General features: G+C 63.3%; 16 protein-coding genes. 6 read left to right on the top strand and 10 right to left on the bottom strand.

Features of this window, described 5'->3' with window-relative positions; all coding sequences use genetic code 11:
- The first annotated feature begins 26 nt into the window (after positions 1-26).
- Entirely contained in the window at positions 27-485 is a 459-nt protein-coding gene (locus AB7E19_RS16015; protein ID WP_419188813.1) for an HPP family protein, read from the top strand.
- A gap of 52 nt (positions 486-537) precedes the next feature.
- Here the strand turns inward: AB7E19_RS16015 and ompA are convergent, their stop codons facing one another.
- From ompA to ilvG, 6 genes are all read right to left on the bottom strand, one after another.
- Entirely contained in the window at positions 538-1,668 is a 1,131-nt protein-coding gene (gene ompA, locus AB7E19_RS16010; RefSeq protein ID WP_041211986.1) for a porin OmpA, read from the bottom strand.
- 248 nt (positions 1,669-1,916) lie between these two features.
- Positions 1,917-3,449, bottom strand: coding sequence for a threonine ammonia-lyase, biosynthetic (gene ilvA / locus AB7E19_RS16005; RefSeq protein WP_041211987.1), 1,533 nt, complete (start codon positions 3,447-3,449; stop codon positions 1,917-1,919).
- A gap of 64 nt (positions 3,450-3,513) precedes the next feature.
- Positions 3,514-5,355 (bottom strand): dihydroxy-acid dehydratase, encoded by a 1,842-nt coding sequence (gene ilvD / locus AB7E19_RS16000; RefSeq protein WP_043153414.1) that lies wholly within the window; start codon positions 5,353-5,355, stop codon positions 3,514-3,516.
- Between the two features lie 146 nt (positions 5,356-5,501).
- Entirely contained in the window at positions 5,502-6,446 is a 945-nt protein-coding gene (locus AB7E19_RS15995) for a branched-chain amino acid transaminase (protein ID WP_039039680.1), read from the bottom strand.
- 12 nt (positions 6,447-6,458) lie between these two features.
- Positions 6,459-6,716, bottom strand: coding sequence for an acetolactate synthase 2 small subunit (gene ilvM, locus AB7E19_RS15990; protein WP_010676086.1), 258 nt, complete (start codon positions 6,714-6,716; stop codon positions 6,459-6,461).
- Positions 6,713-8,359 (bottom strand): acetolactate synthase 2 catalytic subunit, encoded by a 1,647-nt coding sequence (gene ilvG / locus AB7E19_RS15985; protein ID WP_322131304.1) that lies wholly within the window; start codon positions 8,357-8,359, stop codon positions 6,713-6,715. The genes ilvM and ilvG overlap by 4 nt, the downstream gene beginning before the upstream one ends.
- A gap of 384 nt (positions 8,360-8,743) precedes the next feature.
- On the opposite strand from ilvG, the gene AB7E19_RS15980 reads away from it, so the two are divergent.
- The 3 genes from AB7E19_RS15980 (at position 8,744) to AB7E19_RS15970 (ending at position 12,257) form a co-directional block, all read left to right on the top strand.
- Positions 8,744-10,261 carry a YifB family Mg chelatase-like AAA ATPase gene (locus AB7E19_RS15980; protein WP_052815775.1) on the top strand — a complete coding sequence of 506 codons (1,518 nt, stop codon included), beginning with the start codon at positions 8,744-8,746 and terminating at the stop codon, positions 10,259-10,261.
- Positions 10,262-10,393: 132 nt separating this feature from the next.
- The gene (locus AB7E19_RS15975) at positions 10,394-11,293 is read left to right on the top strand and encodes an acyltransferase (RefSeq protein ID WP_319891178.1); all 900 of its coding nucleotides are present in this window, start codon (positions 10,394-10,396) and stop codon (positions 11,291-11,293) included.
- A gap of 7 nt (positions 11,294-11,300) precedes the next feature.
- On the top strand, positions 11,301-12,257 hold the full coding sequence (locus tag AB7E19_RS15970) for an acyltransferase (protein ID WP_319891177.1): 957 nt from the start codon (positions 11,301-11,303) through the stop codon (positions 12,255-12,257).
- On the opposite strand, the gene AB7E19_RS15965 is transcribed toward AB7E19_RS15970, so the two are convergent.
- On the bottom strand, positions 12,203-12,688 hold the full coding sequence (locus tag AB7E19_RS15965; protein WP_103255145.1) for a DUF523 domain-containing protein: 486 nt from the start codon (positions 12,686-12,688) through the stop codon (positions 12,203-12,205). The two genes, AB7E19_RS15970 and AB7E19_RS15965, sit on opposite strands and share 55 nt — an antisense overlap.
- A 76-nt stretch (positions 12,689-12,764) precedes the next feature.
- A complete protein-coding gene (locus AB7E19_RS15960) occupies positions 12,765-13,415 on the bottom strand; it encodes an NUDIX hydrolase (RefSeq protein WP_427935913.1) in 651 nt (216 codons plus the stop codon).
- Positions 13,416-13,489: 74 nt separating this feature from the next.
- On the opposite strand from AB7E19_RS15960, the gene AB7E19_RS15955 reads away from it, so the two are divergent.
- Both AB7E19_RS15955 and pncB read left to right on the top strand, forming a co-directional pair.
- Complete coding sequence (locus tag AB7E19_RS15955; protein WP_069652407.1) at positions 13,490-14,125, top strand: nicotinamidase; 636 nt, start codon at positions 13,490-13,492, stop codon at positions 14,123-14,125.
- Between the two features lie 101 nt (positions 14,126-14,226).
- Positions 14,227-15,405, top strand: coding sequence for a nicotinate phosphoribosyltransferase (pncB, locus tag AB7E19_RS15950; RefSeq protein ID WP_010676094.1), 1,179 nt, complete (start codon positions 14,227-14,229; stop codon positions 15,403-15,405).
- A 74-nt stretch (positions 15,406-15,479) separates the two neighbouring features.
- On the opposite strand, the gene AB7E19_RS15945 is transcribed toward pncB, so the two are convergent.
- Together AB7E19_RS15945 and AB7E19_RS15940 are read right to left on the bottom strand one after the other, a co-directional pair.
- Positions 15,480-16,088 (bottom strand): thiol:disulfide interchange protein DsbA/DsbL, encoded by a 609-nt coding sequence (locus AB7E19_RS15945; protein ID WP_010676095.1) that lies wholly within the window; start codon positions 16,086-16,088, stop codon positions 15,480-15,482.
- 209 nt (positions 16,089-16,297) lie between these two features.
- Positions 16,298-17,287 carry a serine/threonine protein kinase gene (locus AB7E19_RS15940; RefSeq protein WP_039039688.1) on the bottom strand — a complete coding sequence of 330 codons (990 nt, stop codon included), beginning with the start codon at positions 17,285-17,287 and terminating at the stop codon, positions 16,298-16,300.
- Positions 17,288-17,294 lie beyond the last annotated feature (7 nt).

Genomic DNA, 17,294 nt, shown 5'->3' with positions numbered 1-17,294 from the left:
ATCCGGCACAGACAAGGAGACAGGAGATGGAAACAAGACGATGGCGAAGTGCCTGGCTGGCAGGGCTCGGTGCCTGCCTGGCCATAATGTTGCTCGGCTGGCTGGACATGAGCTGGCAGTCAACCCTGTTGATGGCACCGTTCGGGGCAAGCTGTGTGCTGCTCTTCTCACTGCCGGACAGTCCGCTGGCCCGTCCGCAGAACGTGCTGGGAGGCCACCTGTTATCGGCCACCGTGGGATTGGTGGTGCAATTGCTCCCGCTACCGATGGAACTCAAGCTGGCGCTGGGTGTGGGCCTGTCCATTGCACTCATGCAGGGACTGGGGCTGATCCACCCCCCCGCCGGAGCCAATCCACTGTTGATCCTGCTCACCACCCAGTCCTGGCCTTTCCTCTGGCAAACAGTGCTGCCCGGCGCCTTGCTGCTGATCATGGTGAGTCATTGCGCCAAGCGGCTGCAAACGTCACGGCTCACACCCACATAAACAACGAGGGGGCCTTGGCCCCCTCGTTGTTTAATAGCAAGGCACAGATGGCTTATTCGGCGACCTGGGAGACCCCGGTCAGGCGCACCTCGACCCGGCGATCCGGGGCCAGGCAGGCGATCATCTGCGCCTTCGCGCCATCCGGGCAGCTGCCCCCGGTCACGGGCGAAGACTCTCCCCGCCCTTCGGCACGCACCTTGTCGGCAAACAATCCCTTGGCGATGAGATAATCCGCCACCGTGCGGGCACGCTGTTCGGAGAGGGACTGGTTGTAGGCCTCCGAGCCGATGCGGTCGGTATGACCGATCACCGTCGCCACCCCGTCTTTCGGATTGGCCGCCAGGATCTGGGCAAACAGGTTGTCGAGGGCCTGACTGGCGGCCGGCTTCAGGGTCGCCTTGTTGAACTCGAACAGCACATCGGAATCCAGGCTGAACTGCTTCTCTACCAGCACGGGGGCCGGGGCGGGCGCAGGTTCGGGCGCAGGCGTTGGTGCCACCGGCTCGTCGCCGATCTGGCCGAAGCGATAGAGCATGCCGACCGACAGCAGGCCGTTGTCCATCTCGATGCCTGACTCGTCGAGGGAAGTCTTGCCAAGGGGGGTGGTGTACTGGTATTCGAGGCGGGCGGCCCAATCCTTGTCGATGGCGTATTCGACCCCCAGCGCCCCGACAAAGGCGGCACCATGATATTTGTTGCCCTCATGGGATTCGGAGAGGCTGCTGGTGCCATCGCTGGCCCTGACGTTGAGTGAGCTCTCGGTCCAGGCATAGGCACCCCCGAGACGACCGTAGATATCCAGTGCCGAGGTTGCAGGCAGGATAATCTTCATGGTGGCCTGCACCATCTGGGCCTTGGCCTCGCCATCGAGTGCGAAATCAACCCCGTTGCCCGAGTAGTGCTTGTCCACCTGATACTTGCCGAGCCAGTCATAGCCGAGCTCAATCGCCACGTTTCTGTTCACCTGATAACCGGCAAACAGCCCCAGACCGAGATCATCGCTGTTCTCGTTCACCTTGGTCGCATCGAACAGCTCTTCGACCTGGGCGTTGTAATCCACCCCGTAATAATTTGACCAGCCGGCCTTGCCGCCGACATACCAGGTGTTGTCCTGGGCGGCAGCCTGCACCGTCCCTGTTGCCATCAAAGCGCCGATCAGGACGGCGAGCATAGATCTGTTCATGGATGAGCCCCTGCAATGAATTGTTATGACGCGGCTGCGTCTCTCTTCCCTGACGGGGCCCTGAACCCAAGCCCCGCATTCAGATTATCCCATCTGCAACCAGCCTCAAACGACCAGGGACTCAGGAGTGTGATATTGGCGACATTATCAGCCACCGAGCCCCCAATCATGGGGGCCGGCGCGTTGCCCATAAAAAAACGAAGAGCCGGGCTCTTCGTTTTTCATCTGGCAAGGTGATGGCTCCCCGCTCACTGACTGCCCTGGCTCGCCAGGAACAGGCGGTAGGCGGGATCCTCGCTCACCTCTTTCCAGCCGTAGCCAATCTCGTGCAGGTAGTCGTGGAAAGCCGCCACGTCCTCGTCCGGCAGCTCGAAGGCGCAGAGCACCCGTCCGTAGTCGGCGCCGTGGTTGCGGTAGTGGAACAGGCTGATGTTCCAGCGACAGCCCAGGGTCTCGAGGAAGCGCATCAGGGCCCCCGGCTGCTCAGGGAACTTGAAGCTGTAGAGACGCTCACCGAGGGGCCGGGCCGGGCGGCCGCCAATCATGTAGCGCACGTGGTTCTTGGCCAGCTCGCTCTCGGTCATGTTGACCACCGGATAGCCGTTGCCGCCGAGCTGATCGATGATCTGGCCCAGCTCCTCGTCACCGCCGGTGAGGCGCACCGAAACGAACAGCGACGCCTGCTCGGCATCCGCATAGCGGTAGTTGAACTCGGTCACCATGCGGGGTCCGAGCTGGCGACAGAAGTCGAGGAAGGCGCCCTTGCGCTCGGGGATGGTCACCGCCAGCATGCCCTCGCGCTTCTCGCCGATCTCGCAGCGCTCCGACACGTAACGCAGGCTGTGGAAGTTGACGTTGGCGCCGGACAAGATGGCCGCCATCCGACCCCCTTTCACCTGCTCCCGCTCGCTGTAGGCCTTGAGACCGGCCAGCGACAAGGCCCCCGACGGCTCGGCGATGGCGCGGCAGTCATCGAAGATATCTTTCAGCGCGGCGCAGATCTGGTCGTTGGAGACGGTCACCACCTCGTCCAGATACTGGTTGCACAGGCGGAAGGTCTCCTCGCCGATGCGCTTGACCGCCACCCCGTCCGCAAACAGGGAGACCCGCTCCAGATTGACCGGCTCGCCGGCCGCCAGCGCCGCCTTGAGGCAGGCGGACCCCTCCGCCTCCACCCCGATCACCTTCACATCCGGCAGCAGCTGCTTGATGTAGACCGCCACCCCGGCGGCCAGGCCGCCGCCGCCCACCGGCACGAAGACGTGGGTGAGGTGGGTATCCTGCTCCAGCAGCTCCTTGCCGATGGTGCCCTGGCCCGCGATCACCTCGACGTCGTCGAACGGCGGGATCAGGGTGTAGCCCTCCAACTCGGCGAGTCGGCGGCTCTCGCCGTAGGCCTCATCGAAGCTGTTGCCAAACAGCATGACGTTGCCGCCCTGACGGCGCACCGCGTCGATCTTGATGTCCGGCGTGGTCTTGGGCATCACGATGATCGCCTTGATGCCGAGCTTGGCGGCCGACAGGGCGACCCCCTGGGCGTGGTTGCCGGCAGAGGCGGCGATGACGCCGCGTTCTTTCTGCTCCTGGGTCAGGGTGGCGATCTTGTGGTAGGCGCCGCGCAGCTTGAAGGAGTGAACCGGTTGCAAATCCTCCCGCTTCAGGCTGACGTGATTGCCGAGCCGCTCGGAGAGTTTCTTCAGGGTTTGCAAAGGGGTGACCCTCGCCGCCTCGTAGACGGGGGAGAGCAGTACCTTGCGTAGATAATCCGCCGCAGAGACCATGGTTTATACCCCCGTCTCGTGGCGAAGGGCGCGCAATGCGCCCATATCATGACAGTTCATTCTCTCACTCCCCCAGCAGGGTGCGATCGCGCACCGCGCCCTTGTCGGCGCTGGTGGCGAACATGGCGTAGGCGCGCAGGGCAAAGGAGACCTCGCGCTGACGATCGACCGGCTTCCAGCCACGGGCAGAGACGGCGGCGCGACGAGCAGCCAGCACGCTGTCTGCCACCTCCAGCACCATGCTGCGGGCCGGGATGTCGATGTTGATGATGTCGCCATCCTCCACCAGACCGATAGTGCCACCGGAGGCCGCCTCCGGGGAGACATGACCGATGGAGAGACCCGAGGTACCGCCGGAGAAGCGACCGTCGGTGATGAGGGCGCATGCCTTGCCCAATCCCATGGACTTGAGATAGGTGGTGGGATAGAGCATCTCCTGCATGCCGGGGCCCCCTTTCGGGCCCTCGTAGCGGATCACCACCACTTCACCGGCTTTCACCGTGCCGTCCAGAATGCCGCTCACCGCGCTCTCCTGGCTCTCGAATACCCGGGCCGGGCCGCGGAAGGTGAGGTTCTCCTCGTCCACCCCGGCGGTCTTGACGATGGCCCCGTTGAGGGCGAGGTTGCCAGCGAGGACCGCCAGGCCACCTTCCTGGCTGTAGGCGTGATCGAAGGAGCGGATGCACCCCTCGGCGCGGTCCAGATCCAGCTCGGGCCAGCGGCAATCCTGACTGAACGCCTTGGTGGTACGGATGCCGGCAGGGCCTGCACGGTAGAAGTCGTGAACCCCCTTGTCATTGCTGCGGCTGACGTCATATTCGGCCAGCAGCTCCACCAGGGAAGTACCCAGCACGTTGCGGGTATCCCCGTGCACCAGGCCCGCTTTTTCCAGCTGACCCAGGATGGCAACCACGCCGCCGGCGCGGTGCACGTCTTCCATGTGGTACTTCTGGGTGGAAGGCGCCACCTTGCACAGCTGGGGCACCTTGCGGGACATGCGGTCGATGTCGGCCATGGTGAAGTCGACGCCCGCCTCCTGGGCTGCCGCCAGCAGGTGCAGCACGGTATTGGTGGAGCCGCCCATGGCGATGTCGAGCGCCATGGCGTTCTCGAACGCCGCCTTGGTGGCGATGTTGCGCGGCAGTGCCGAGGCATCGTCCTGCTCATACCAGCGCTTGGCCAGAGTGACGATGCGCTGGCCCGCCAGCTTGAACAGCTGCTCGCGATCGGCGTGGGTCGCCAGCAGGGAGCCGTTGCCCGGCTGGGAGAGACCCAGTGCCTCGGTCAGGCAGTTCATGGAGTTGGCGGTGAACATGCCGGAGCAGGAGCCGCAGGTGGGGCAGGCGCTGCGCTCGATCTGGTCGCTCTGGGCGTCGGAGACCTTGGGGTCGGCACCCTGGATCATGGCGTCCACCAGATCCAGCTTGATGATCTGGTCGGAAAGCTTGGTCTTGCCCGCTTCCATGGGGCCGCCGGAGACGAAGATCACCGGGATGTTGATGCGCAGGGCAGCCATCAGCATCCCCGGGGTGATCTTGTCGCAGTTGGAGATGCAGACCATGGCGTCGGCGCAGTGGGCGTTGACCATGTACTCCACGGAATCGGCGATGAGCTCCCGGGACGGCAGGGAATAGAGCATGCCGCCGTGGCCCATGGCGATGCCGTCATCCACGGCGATGGTGTTGAACTCCTTGGCGACGCCGCCGGCGGCCTCGATTTCGCGGGCGACCAGCTGGCCCAGATCCTTGAGGTGGACGTGGCCCGGCACGAACTGGGTGAAAGAGTTGACCACGGCGATGATGGGCTTGCCGAAATCCTGATCGGTCATGCCGGTGGCACGCCAGAGGGCGCGGGCCCCGGCCATGTTACGTCCGTGGGTGGTGGTGGCGGATCTCAACTTCGGCATTGTCTCTACTCCCTGAATGCCCCTGGGGCGCATTGTCTTTCAACATGAATGTGTGATTCGCGGATCGGGAATCGATCCTGGTGAAGGCACCTCGGGGAGCCTTCACCGGAAGCGACTCGGGGAGGCGTGACGCCTCCCCGCTCTCATCAGTCGTTGACCGGCGTCAGCCAGCCCCACTTGTCTTCGGTCTTGCCGTTGAACAGGCCGAAGAAGGCGTTCTGCAACTGCTCGGTCACCGGGCCACGGCAACCGGCGCCCACCTTCATCCGATCCACCGAGCGCACCGGGGTCACCTCGGCCGCCGTGCCGGTCATGAAGATTTCGTCTGCGACGTACAGCGCTTCACGGGGCAGCGCCTGCTCGCGTACCTCGTAACCCAAGTCGCGCGCCAGCGTCATGATGGTGTCGCGGGTGATGCCGGGCAGGATGGCGGCGGTGGCGGGCGGGGTGAACAGCACGCCGTTCTTCACCAGAAACAGGTTCTCCCCCGCCCCTTCGCTCAGATAGCCGTTCACATCCAGCGCCAGCCCCTCGGCGAAGCCGTTGCGCTTGGCCTCGCGGCTGATGAGCTGGGAAGAGAGATAGTTGCCCCCCGCCTTGGCACCGGTCGGGATGGTGTTGGGAGCGAGCCGGTTCCAGGAGGTGACGCACACATCCACTCCGTTTTTCAGCCCCTCTTCACCGAGGTAGGCGCCCCAGGGCAGGGCCGCGACCATGAGGTCGGCCTTGGCATCCAGCGGCGGATGCAGCCCCAGCCCCACGTTGCCGACAAAGGCCAGCGGGCGCAGGTAGCCGCTCTTCAGGCCGTTCTCGCGCACCACGGTGCGGCAGGCTTCATTCACCTCAGACTCGCTGTAGGGGACGTCCATCCAGTAGATCTTGGCGGAGTCGAACAGGCGGCGGGTGTGCTCCTGCAGGCGGAAGATGCAGGTCCCCTTGGGAGTGTCATAGGCGCGCACCCCCTCGAACACCGAGGAGCCGTAGTGCAGGGCATGGCTCATGACATGCACCTGGGCATCCTGCCAGGGGACCAGCTTGCCGTTGAACCAGATGTATTGGGGGTGGGCGGCGGATTGGGAAGGCTGTGACATTGGCTTGGCTCCTTAAGCTCTGATCCGGGGTTGCTGTTCCAGTGCATCGACCCGGGAGACATCCACCAGCTTCACCAGCTGGCTCCACAACTGCTGGATGGGACGTACCGATTCGACAGTAACCGTGATCCGCAGCTGTTGGCAATCCTGCTCCATGTTGAGGGCGCAGAGATTGAAACCGCGGTGACGGACCACCCGCAGCACCCGTTCCATCACTTCGGGTCTGGGTTGGGCATGGATTTCCAGGGTGCTGGTATTGAGCTGGTTCATGGGCGTTGCTCCATCATCTTGTGGTTGGCGACTCCTGGCGGAACCAGGGGCCAGACATTTTCTTCCTCTGAAATAGCCACATGCAGCAGATAGGCACTCTCGCTCGCCAGCAGGCGATCCAGTGCCGGACCTATCTCTTCCTTGCATGTGATGGTCTCGCCGGGAATGCCGAAGGCGGCAGCCAGGGCGACGAAATCGGGGTTGTCGGACAGATTGGTCTCGCTGTAGCGACCGTCGAAGAACAGCTCCTGCCATTGGCGCACCATGCCGAGGCGCTGGTTGTCCAGCAGCACCATCTTCACCTTGAGCCGGGCCCGGCGGATGGTGCCGAGCTCCTGCACGTTCATCATGAAGGAGCCGTCGCCGCTCACCAGCACCACCTCGTCATCGGGGCGCGACATCTTGGCGCCGATGGCGGCGGGCAGGCCGAAGCCCATGGTGCCGAGGCCGGCACTGGAGAGGTGGCTGCGCGGGCTGGTGAAACGCATGTGCTGGGCCACCCACATCTGGTGCTGACCCACGTCGCAGGCCACCACGCTGGTGTCAGGCAGCTGGCTTGAAAGCTCTTTGAGCAGGGACGGGGCGTAGATGGCTTGACCCGGATGGTCGTAGCGGAAGGCGTATTCCCGCGCCATGGTGGCGCAGTGCTCGCGCCAGGGGTCGAGGGTCAGCCTCATCGCCAGGGCGGGCAGCACACGCTTGAGATCCGTGGTGATGCCCACATCGGCGGCGCGACGCTTGCCGAACTCGGCGGCGTCCACATCCAAGTGGATCACCTTCGCCTCGGGGGCAAACTCTTCCAGCTTGCCGGTCACCCGATCATCGAAACGGGCGCCCACCACCACCAGCAGATCGCACTGCTGTACCGCCAGGTTGGCGGCCTTGGTACCGTGCATGCCGAGCATGCCCAGATAAACGGGGCTGTCGGGGTCGAGGGCACCTATCCCCTTGAGGGTGGTGACCGCCGGCATCCCCGTGGTGGCGGCAAAGTCGCGCAGCTGCTGCTCGGCATTGGCCATGCCCACCCCGCCGCCGACGTAGAGTACCGGACGCTCAGCTCCGGCCAGCAGGGTACGGGCGACCGTCAGTTCGGCCGGATTCAGGGGGTCGGGTTCCTCCACGGCAAACAGCGGGCTTTGAGAGGGAACGGCGGCCAGTTGCACATCCTTGGGCAGGTCGATGAGCACGGGGCCCGGACGCCCTTCGGTGGCGATGGCGAAGGCTTCGGCAATGACCCGTCCCAGATCCGCCGGGTCCGTCACCATGAAGGAGTGCTTGGTGCAGGAGAGGGACATGCCGAGCACGTCCACTTCCTGAAAGGCATCGGTACCGACGGCGGCGCAGGGCACCTGGCCGCTGATGGCCACCAGCGGTACAGAGTCGAGCAGTGCCTCCGCGAGGCCGGTGACCAGGTTGGTGGCGCCGGGGCCAGAGGTAGCGATGCAGACCCCCACCTGACCGGAAGCGCGGGCATAACCCACCGCAGCCATGGCGGCACCCTGCTCGTGGCGGCAGAGCTGATGGGCCAGGCCACCGTCATACAGGGCGTCGTAGACCGGCATGATGGCCCCGCCCGGGTAACCAAACACCTGGGTCACACCCTGTTTCTTGAGAGCCTGTACCAAAAACTGCGCGCCGTTCATGTGGAAAATCCTGTCCTTTGGTCGAAAAAAAACCCCCGGGCCGTGAGGCTCGGGGGTCGCTTGTTTCGTTCTGTCCGGTGGTGGGTCTATCCCTTGTTCCGTGCAGCCAAACGAGCCCCGAGCGGTGAGATAATAATCACCACTAGGACCACAATAATGCTGACGAAACGGGAGGCCATGTTCATAGTTACAACCGGAAATCCTGTGAAATGGGAGCGGAGCTTGCCGCGAATGGCTATTAGAACTAGCACGGTGATTTTTATTGGGCAAGCACTTTTTACCTGACAAGACTCTGATTTTAACTGCTCTGAAACCTGACCACTGGAACAAAAAACTAATAAAAAACGGTTAACCAGCATATACATCAAACCAAGGACGGTATTTATGTCATTAGCTGTTGTTTATAGCCGTGCCAGCCTGGGGATAGCGGCGCCACAAGTCACGGTGGAGGTGCACCTCTCCAACGGCCTGCCCGCCTTCAACATGGTGGGGTTGCCGGAAACCTCGGTGAAGGAGTCGCGGGATCGGGTGCGCAGCGCCCTGCTCAACGGCAATTTCGAATTTCCGGCCAAGCACATCACGGTCAACCTGGCCCCTGCGGATCTGCCCAAGGAGGGGGGCCGCTTCGACCTGGCCATCGCCATCGGCATTCTCGCCGCATCCAAGCAGATACCCGCAAAATACCTGCTCGATCACGAATTTTTAGGGGAATTGGCCCTGACGGGCGAGATCCGCCCCGTGCTTGGGGTGCTCCCCTCGGTGCTCGCCTGCCGCGACGCGGGGCGCACCCTGCTGGTCCCACGGGAGAACGGTCCGGAGGCTTCCCTCATACAGGATGCCGAGGTGCGCACCGCCCACCAGCTGCTGGCGGTCACCGCCTGGCTGGCGGGCCAGTACGAACTGCCGCTGCCGGAACCCCAGAGCGCGGAGACCCTGCCCGACGTGCCGGATCTGCAGGACGTGATCGGTCAGTCCCAGGCGAAGCGGGCGCTGGAGATCGCCGCAGCTGGCAGCCACAACCTGTTGTTCATCGGCCCCCCCGGCACCGGCAAGAGCATGTTGGCCAGCCGTCTGCCCGGCATTCTGCCACCGCTGAGCGAACAGGAGGCGCAGCAGACCGCCGCCATTCACTCCATCGGCGGCCTCACCCCCCGCGCCGGCCACTGGCACCACAGGCCGTATCGCACGCCCCATCACAGCGCCTCGGCGGTGGCGCTGGTGGGCGGGGGTACCCATCCCAGGCCTGGCGAAATTTCCCTCGCCCACAACGGGGTACTGTTTCTGGATGAACTGCCGGAGTTCGAGCGCAAGGTGCTCGACTCCCTGCGCGAGCCGCTGGAAACCGGGCACATCACCATCAGTCGCGCCGCCCGCCAGGTGGATTTTCCCGCCCGCTTCCAGCTGGTGGGTGCCATGAATCCCAGCCCCTGCGGCCATTATGGCGACGGCCAGACCCGCTCCAGCCCGGATCAGATCTTGCGCTATCTGGGCAAGCTCTCCGGCCCCTTTCTCGATCGGTTCGATCTGACGGTAGAGGTCCCGCTCTTGCCCAGGGGGAGCCTGACCGGCAAGGCGGAGCGGGGGGAATCGAGCCAGCAGATACGCGAACGGGTGCTGGGGGCGCGAGAGCGCATGCTGAGTCGCAGCGGAAAACTCAACAATCTGCTGGATAGTCGTGAAATCGAAGATGTTTGCAGATTATCGCCACAGGATGCCGAGTTTCTGGAGGGTGCAATCCAGAAGCTGGGGCTCAGCATCCGGGCCTGGCACCGCATCCTGCGGGTATCGCGCACCATCGCCGATCTGGCGGGACACGCCACCATCGAGAGAGCGCATCTGATCGAAGCCCTGGGCTATCGTGCCATGGACAGGCTGTTGTCACGGCTGCGCGGGGGCCAGTGAGCGGGGGAACGGCAGCAGCCACCTCCCGACCCGGAAAGGGCGCCACCATGGTCTAGTCGTGGGCCGGCTGATATTATGGCCACAGATCTGACCACTTGGTTGCCATCCACCGATACGAAGACGGATTCCACCATGCCCAACAAGCTGATAGAGCGACTGCGCGGCAGCCTCTCGACCCTGCTCTATTTCATCAACACCCTGTTCTGGTTTGTCCCCGTCCTGCTGCTTGGCCTCATCAAGCTGCTGCTGCCCTTCAAGGGGGGGCGACGTCTCTGCAACACCCTCCTGGACGGCTGCGCCACCCACTGGATAGGTTTTAACAATCTGATCCAGAAAACCATCATCAACACCCCTTTCGATGTGGTCGGAGTGGACAAAGGGCGCCGGAATGAGTGGTATATGGTGATTGCCAACCACCAATCCTGGGTCGACATACTGGTATTGCAGCGGATTTTTAATCAAAAAATCCCCTTCCTGAAGTTTTTCCTCAAGAAAGAACTGATTTGGGTACCTTTTCTCGGTCTGGCCTGGTGGGCGCTGGATTTCCCATTCATGCGGCGTTATTCCCGAAAATTTCTGGAAAAGCATCCGCATCTGAGGGGAAAAGACATAGAAACCACGCGCAAGGCGTGTGCCCGTTTCCGCCATATGCCGGTGAGTGTGATGAACTTCGTGGAAGGGACCCGCTTCACCATCGGCAAGCACGACAAGCAAGGGGCACCCTATCGTCATCTGCTGCACCCGAGAGCAGGGGGCATCGCCTTCACCCTGGCGGCCATGGGGGATCAACTGCACAAGCTGGTGGATGTGACCATCGCCTATCCCGGCGGCGTCCCCAGCTACTGGGACTTCATGTGCGGTCGGGTCAAGGAGATCAAGGTTCGGGTCCGCTTTCTGCCGATCGAACGCAATCTGGTGGGGGATTACTTCAATGACCCCGAGTTCCAACAAGAGTTTCAACAGTGGTTGAACGGGATCTGGCACGAGAAGGACCAGACCCTGGATAAGCTGCTGGCGGACAAGACGCAGTAAGACACTCATGCCAAACCTGCTCCCGGGCCCCCTGGTGCTGTTCATCAGCGCCGGCCTGACCATACTGTTTACCGCCCTGTGTGCCAGCCTGATCCTGCTGGTTTCTCTGGCCAAACTGCTGCTGCCCGTGCCGGCCTTTGGTCGCGCCTGCAGCCGGCTCAACAATCGCTTCATGGGCCTGTGGCTCGGTTGCAACGCCCTGGTGATCCGCCTCACTACCCGCATCGACTGGCAGATTGAGGACAATACCCGGCTGCGCAAGGATGGCTGGTATCTCATCATCAGCAACCACATGAGCTGGACCGATATCGTGGTGCTAGGCCACCTGTTTCGCAATCGGCTGCCGGTGCCCAAGTTCTTCATGAAGCACGAGCTCATTTACATCCCGCTGCTGGGGCTCGCCTGCTGGGGGCTGGACATGCCCTTTATGCGCCGCTATTCGAGAGAGTTTCTGTTAAGAAATCCGCATCTGCGGGACAAGGATATCGAGACCACCCGCAACGCCTGCGAGAAGTTTCGCCACATTCCCACCACCGTCATCAACTTCGTGGAGGGGACCCGCTTCACCGATCAGAAGCGCGAGGCCACCCGCTCCCGCTATCGCCATCTCATGCCCCCCAAGGCGGCAGGACTCGCCTTCACCCTGGCAGCCATGGGCGATCAGTTCGACAGCCTGATCAACGTCACCATCAGCTACCCGGACAACTCCGACACCCCCTTCAAGGATTTCCTGATGGGGAAGATGAAGCGCATCCGGGTGCGGATCGAGGAGCTGCCGGTGGACGAGCAACTGGTGGGGGATTACTTCAACGACAAGCAGTTCAAACGCGGTTTCCAGGAGTGGCTGAACGCACGCTGGAAGGAAAAAGACGACATGCTGGCTCAGTGGCAGGCGGCCGATGCGGCGGCTCAGACCGATCCGCAGGCAGCCAAGGCGAGCGCTGAGGCCAGCTCGGGCAGCTGATCCTCGCTGAACACCGCGATGCCATGGCGGCGCAGCAAAGCCGTGGTCTTGCCCTCTCCCGCCAGTGAAACCCCTTCGAAGCGGCCATTGTAGATGCGACCGCTGCCGCAGGAGGGGCTCCCCTCCTTCAGAAGGGCGAAGCGAATGTCCTGCTGCTGACAGAGGGCCAGCGCAAGGGCGGCGCCCCGATCGAACTCCTCCGTCACATCCAGCCCGCTTTCGGTGACCACCCGCTCCCCCTGGCGCTCGGCAGGGGGGCGTGGCGTCGGAAGGCCACCCGCCACCTCGGGGCAGAAGGCCAGCGCCCGCCCCTCGGCTCCCAGCGCCTGCAGCCAGTCGCTGACAATCCCCTTGCTCTGGCCGTCGTAACGTACTGGCTGCCCCAGCAGACAGGCGCTCACCAGCACCTTGTGCATTCCCGTCTCTCCCATGCTTTGACTTCCTGTGTGAGGTGCCAGTGCACCAGACCCGCTATGGGGTGACAATCCGGCTTTCGCAGACATCGGCTTATGCTTCCGCACCGTGCATCACCTGATCGAACATGACGCAACAGGGGGTCTCCAGCCGATAGAGGATGGCGGGACGTTGCTTGCCGGTGCGCTTGCGCCCTGTGTCCACCAGGATGTCGGCACGGTGGAGCCGCTTGCGAAATGCGGCCGTGTTCATGGGGGTCTGCAGGACGATCTCGAACGCCCGTTGCACCTCGGAGAGGGTGAATTCTGCCCCCAGCAGATGCAGCGGCAGGGTGCTGTAACGGCTCTTGATGCGCAGCCGCTCCAGCCCCATGGCGACCAGCTTGCCGTGATCGAAGGCGAGTTGCAGGCCGGGCAGATCGTCCAGAGGATGCCAGCGACCGCGCACCGCCCCCCCATCGGGATCCGCCAGACAGAGATAGACGAGGGTGGTGGACCAGCCGCGGGGATCCCGCTCCAGGCTGCCGAGGGTACAGACCTGCTCGCTGTAGCAGTGCTCTAGCCCCCACTCTGCCAGCAGGCGATGGCGAGCCGCGTCCAGATCCCGATCCCGGGTCTCGTCGATGCGCAGGGCCGGCAACTGCCAGCAGTGGGCAAAGGGGGGGCGATCCCGGGTCTCGAGAAGCAGCTCGAGCCGCTCCTCGCGCAACCGCAGCACCACCATATCCAGACTCATTCTCGGCATCCTGGTCGACCTGCTCGCCTTCTAATAATGTTTGGTAGATAATATCACAAGAATATTATGTGAAGGAGCCATCCATGGGAATCATCGCCAGCCTGGATATTGATGCGCAGAAGGGATTCACCCCCCTCTGCCCGAACGAGCTGCCCGTCGCTGGCGGGGATACCATAGTAGCGGCGCTCAATGCCCAGGCTGCCCTCGCCACCCTGCGAACCGGCAGCAAGGATGCCCACCCCGCGAACGCCCCCTGGGTGGTGACCGAACCCGGCGCCATGTTGCAACCCCTTGCTCTGGCGAATGCCGATCTCACCTGGCCGGCCCACTGCGTGCCCGGCACACCTGGGTTCGAGCTGCTCGACGGCCTGCCCGCCCCCATCGACTACGACTTCTTCGTCTGGAAGGGGGTCGAGCCGGACCTGCATCCCTATGGCGCCTGCTATCACGACCTGGCGGAGCGGCGCAGCACCGGGCTCATCGAGTTTCTGCAAGCCCGCGGCGTCACTACCGTGCTGGTCGGCGGCCTCGCCACCGACTATTGCGTCAAGACCAGCGTGCTGCAACTGCGTCGCGCCGGTTTCCGGGTCATCGTCCACCTCGACGCCTGCCGCGGCATCGCCCCCGAGACAATCGACCAGGCCCGCACCCGGATGATCGAGGCCGGCGCCGAGCTGGCCCAGACCCTGGCCGACATTCAACGCCTGCTGGATGCATGACATGCCTTCCATTTTCCACTGCCCACCCGACACCGGCGCCCACCCGTCACAGATGCAGCCAGAGTGCGTTGCCCGCGCAGCACTCATCACAGGAGCCTGATATGCCTCCCATCCTCCACAGCCTGCTCGACACCGATGCCTACAAGCTGCACATGCAGCAGGCGGTGTTCCATCGCTATCCGGATGCCGACGTCGTCGCCGAGTTCCACAGCCGCAACGAAGAAGACCTGCTGCCCATGATGGGCCAGATCGAGGAACAACTGCGCCTCGCCGGCTCCCTGCGCCTGACCCGGTCCGAACTCGACTTCCTGGCCGAACGCCCCTTCTTCACGCCCGACTACCTGGACCACCTGCGCCGCAAGCCGCTGGACGCCTCCCTGCTCAAGGTGTTCGAGCAGGATGGCCGCATCAATGTGCGGGTCGAGGGCCCCTGGCAGGACGTGATCCTGTGGGAGATCCCGGTGCTCGCCATCATCAGCGAGATGCGTAACCGCTTCCGTTATCCCCAGTTCGGTGTCAGCCAGGCACTGGAGCGGCTCGATCAGAAGATCGACAAGCTGGAGCGGGAACTGAGCCGGGAGGAGATGAGCGAGTTCAACCTCATCGACTTCGGCACCCGTCGCCGCTTCTCCCTCGCGGTACAAGACGCCGTGGTGGGTCGCCTCAAGGAGCGGCTGCCGGCGTTTCGCGGCACCAGCAACTACCTGCTGGCCCAGAAGTACCGGTTGCCCGCGGTGGGCACCCAGGCCCACGAGTGGTTCCAGGCCCACCAGCAGCTCGGCTTCCCGCTGGAGCTCAGCCAGCGCGCCGCCCTCACCAGCTGGCTGGACGAATTCACCAACCACCTCGGTATCGCGCTCACCGACTGCATCACCATGGATGCTTTCCTGCGTGACTTCGACTTCGAGCTGGCGAGCCGCTACCAGGGGCTGCGCCACGACTCCGGCGATCCCGTGGTATGGGGCGAGAAGGCCATCAGCCACTATCAGCGGCTCGGCATCGACCCTGCCGAGAAGACGTTGGTCTTCTCCGACGGGCTCAACCTCGACAAGGCCGTCGAGCTGCTGCGCCACTTCCGCGGCCGCATCAACACCAGCTTCGGCATCGGCACCAAGCTCACCTGCGATCTGCCCGGCGTCAGCCCGATGAACATCGTGTTCAAGCTGATGGAGTGCAACGGCGGCCCGGTCGCCAAGATATCCGACAGCCCGGGCAAGACCCTCTGCCGGGATGCGGACTTCATTCGCAACCTCAAGCAGGCCTTCCACGTCGGGGTCTGAGTCAGGCCCGCGAGACGCCAAACAAAAAGCCCGCCGGTTTGCACCGGCGGGCTTTTGTATCGACTCAGGAATGATCAGTCCTTCTTGGCCAGCAGGAATTTCACCAGCTGGTTGAACTGCTCCTGGGAAGTGATGGATTCAATCTTCACCATGTATTTGCCGTTGACCAGGAAGGCCGGCACACCGCGCACATTGTAGCTCTCGGTGTTGCGATCGAACTGGGAGACCATGCCGGAGACGGCGAAGCTGTCGACGGCACCGTCGAACTCCTCGGCCGGCACGCCATTGTCCACGAAGACCTGCTTCACGTCGGCGCGGCTCTGGGGGATCTGGCGCTGGGTGTGGATCTTGTCGAAGATGGCCGGGGTCAGCTTGCCTTCCACGTTCAGCAGATTGGCAACGGCGTAGGCACGCTGCATCTCGGGGCCCATTTCACGGCCCAGGAAGGCCACCGGGTTCTTCTTCATCGGCACGCCTTCCGGCAGGCTCTTCTTCAGATCCTCGGCAATCGGCTCGAACTTGGCGCAGTGCGGGCAGAAATAGGAGAAGAACTCCATCACTTCCGGCTGGGCGCTGCCGGTCTGGCTGACCACGTCATAGTTGACACCTTCCTTGAATTGCGGGGCGGCGTGAACCATGGGGATCATCAGCATGGCAGCGAGGAAAAATAGTACTTTTTTCATGACGTTTCCTGTTAAGGGATCACTGTGAGGCACGCCCGGCGAACCGAAGCAGTCCAAGCCTATTGCCTCACCCTCGTGCCGTCAATGGCAAAGGCAGACAGGCGGGACCGCCATCCCGCCTCCCACGGGCACCTTGCCGCTGTGGCAATGGTACGGGCGACACCACCAACGGACGCCCCGTGGCGTGGCGATCTTCCGGGTTCGCGCCCCTACCACTGCGGCATCAGGCTGAGCGGCGGGGCCTTCAATGCCTCGAGCTGATCATGCAGGGTCGCAATCTGCTGGCGCCAGTAGTGTTCGGTGTTGAACCAGGAGAAGTGGCGGGGGAAGGCGGGATCTTCCCAGCGTCTTGCCAGCCAGGCCATGTAGTGGACGATGCGCATGGCACGCAGCGGCTCGATGAGCGCCAGCTCCCGCGGGTCGAACTCCATGAACTCCTCATACCCCGCCAGCAGGGTATCGAGCTGGATCTGCTGCTCATGACGCTCCCCGTTCAGCATCATCCAGAGATCCTGGATGGCGGGGCCGGTGCGGCAATCGTCGAGATCGACAAACAGGGGGCCGTCACGCCACAGGATGTTGCCCGGGTGGCAGTCCCCATGCAGGGAGATGCGTGCCACATCCAGGGTCATGGCGTCGCATACGTGCCGGATCAGCTCGTCCAGCACCCCGAAGAAGGACTTGGCCAGCCCGCTCGGCAACCACTCGCCTGCCGCCAGCAACTGACGCGGCTCGTGCAGCATGCTCTCCACATCCAGCGGAACCCGGTGATGAAAGGCATGGCTGGCACCGACGCTGTGGATGCGACCGAGGTAACGCCCCACCCACTCCAGCTGGTCCAGGTTGTCCACCTCGAACTGACGCCCCCCGACGCTCTGCCAGATGGCAAACGGGTAGCCCTGATGCTCCAGCAGGGTCTCGCCGGCAAAGGCAATGGGAGCGGCGACCGGGATCTCAGCTTCACAGAGGCGAGCGGCAAACGCGTGCTCTTCCAGGATCTGTGCCCGGCTCCAGCGACCGGGGCGGTAGAACTTCACCACGTAGCGACGGCGATCCTCATCCTGGAACTGATAGACGCGGTTCTCGTAACTGTTGAGCTCGATAAGGCCGGAGTCGATGCGCAAGCCGCTGAGATCGATGGCATCCATGATGAGATCGGGATTGAGGTCGGAATAGTTGAAACGCATGTCATCCACCATAGAAAAG

The organism is Aeromonas sp. (genome assembly GCF_050252055.1).
Lineage (GTDB): Bacteria > Pseudomonadota > Gammaproteobacteria > Enterobacterales > Aeromonadaceae > Aeromonas > Aeromonas caviae.
Note: the sequence above shows the minus strand (reverse complement) of the source record. Positions and strands in the feature narration are given on the sequence as shown.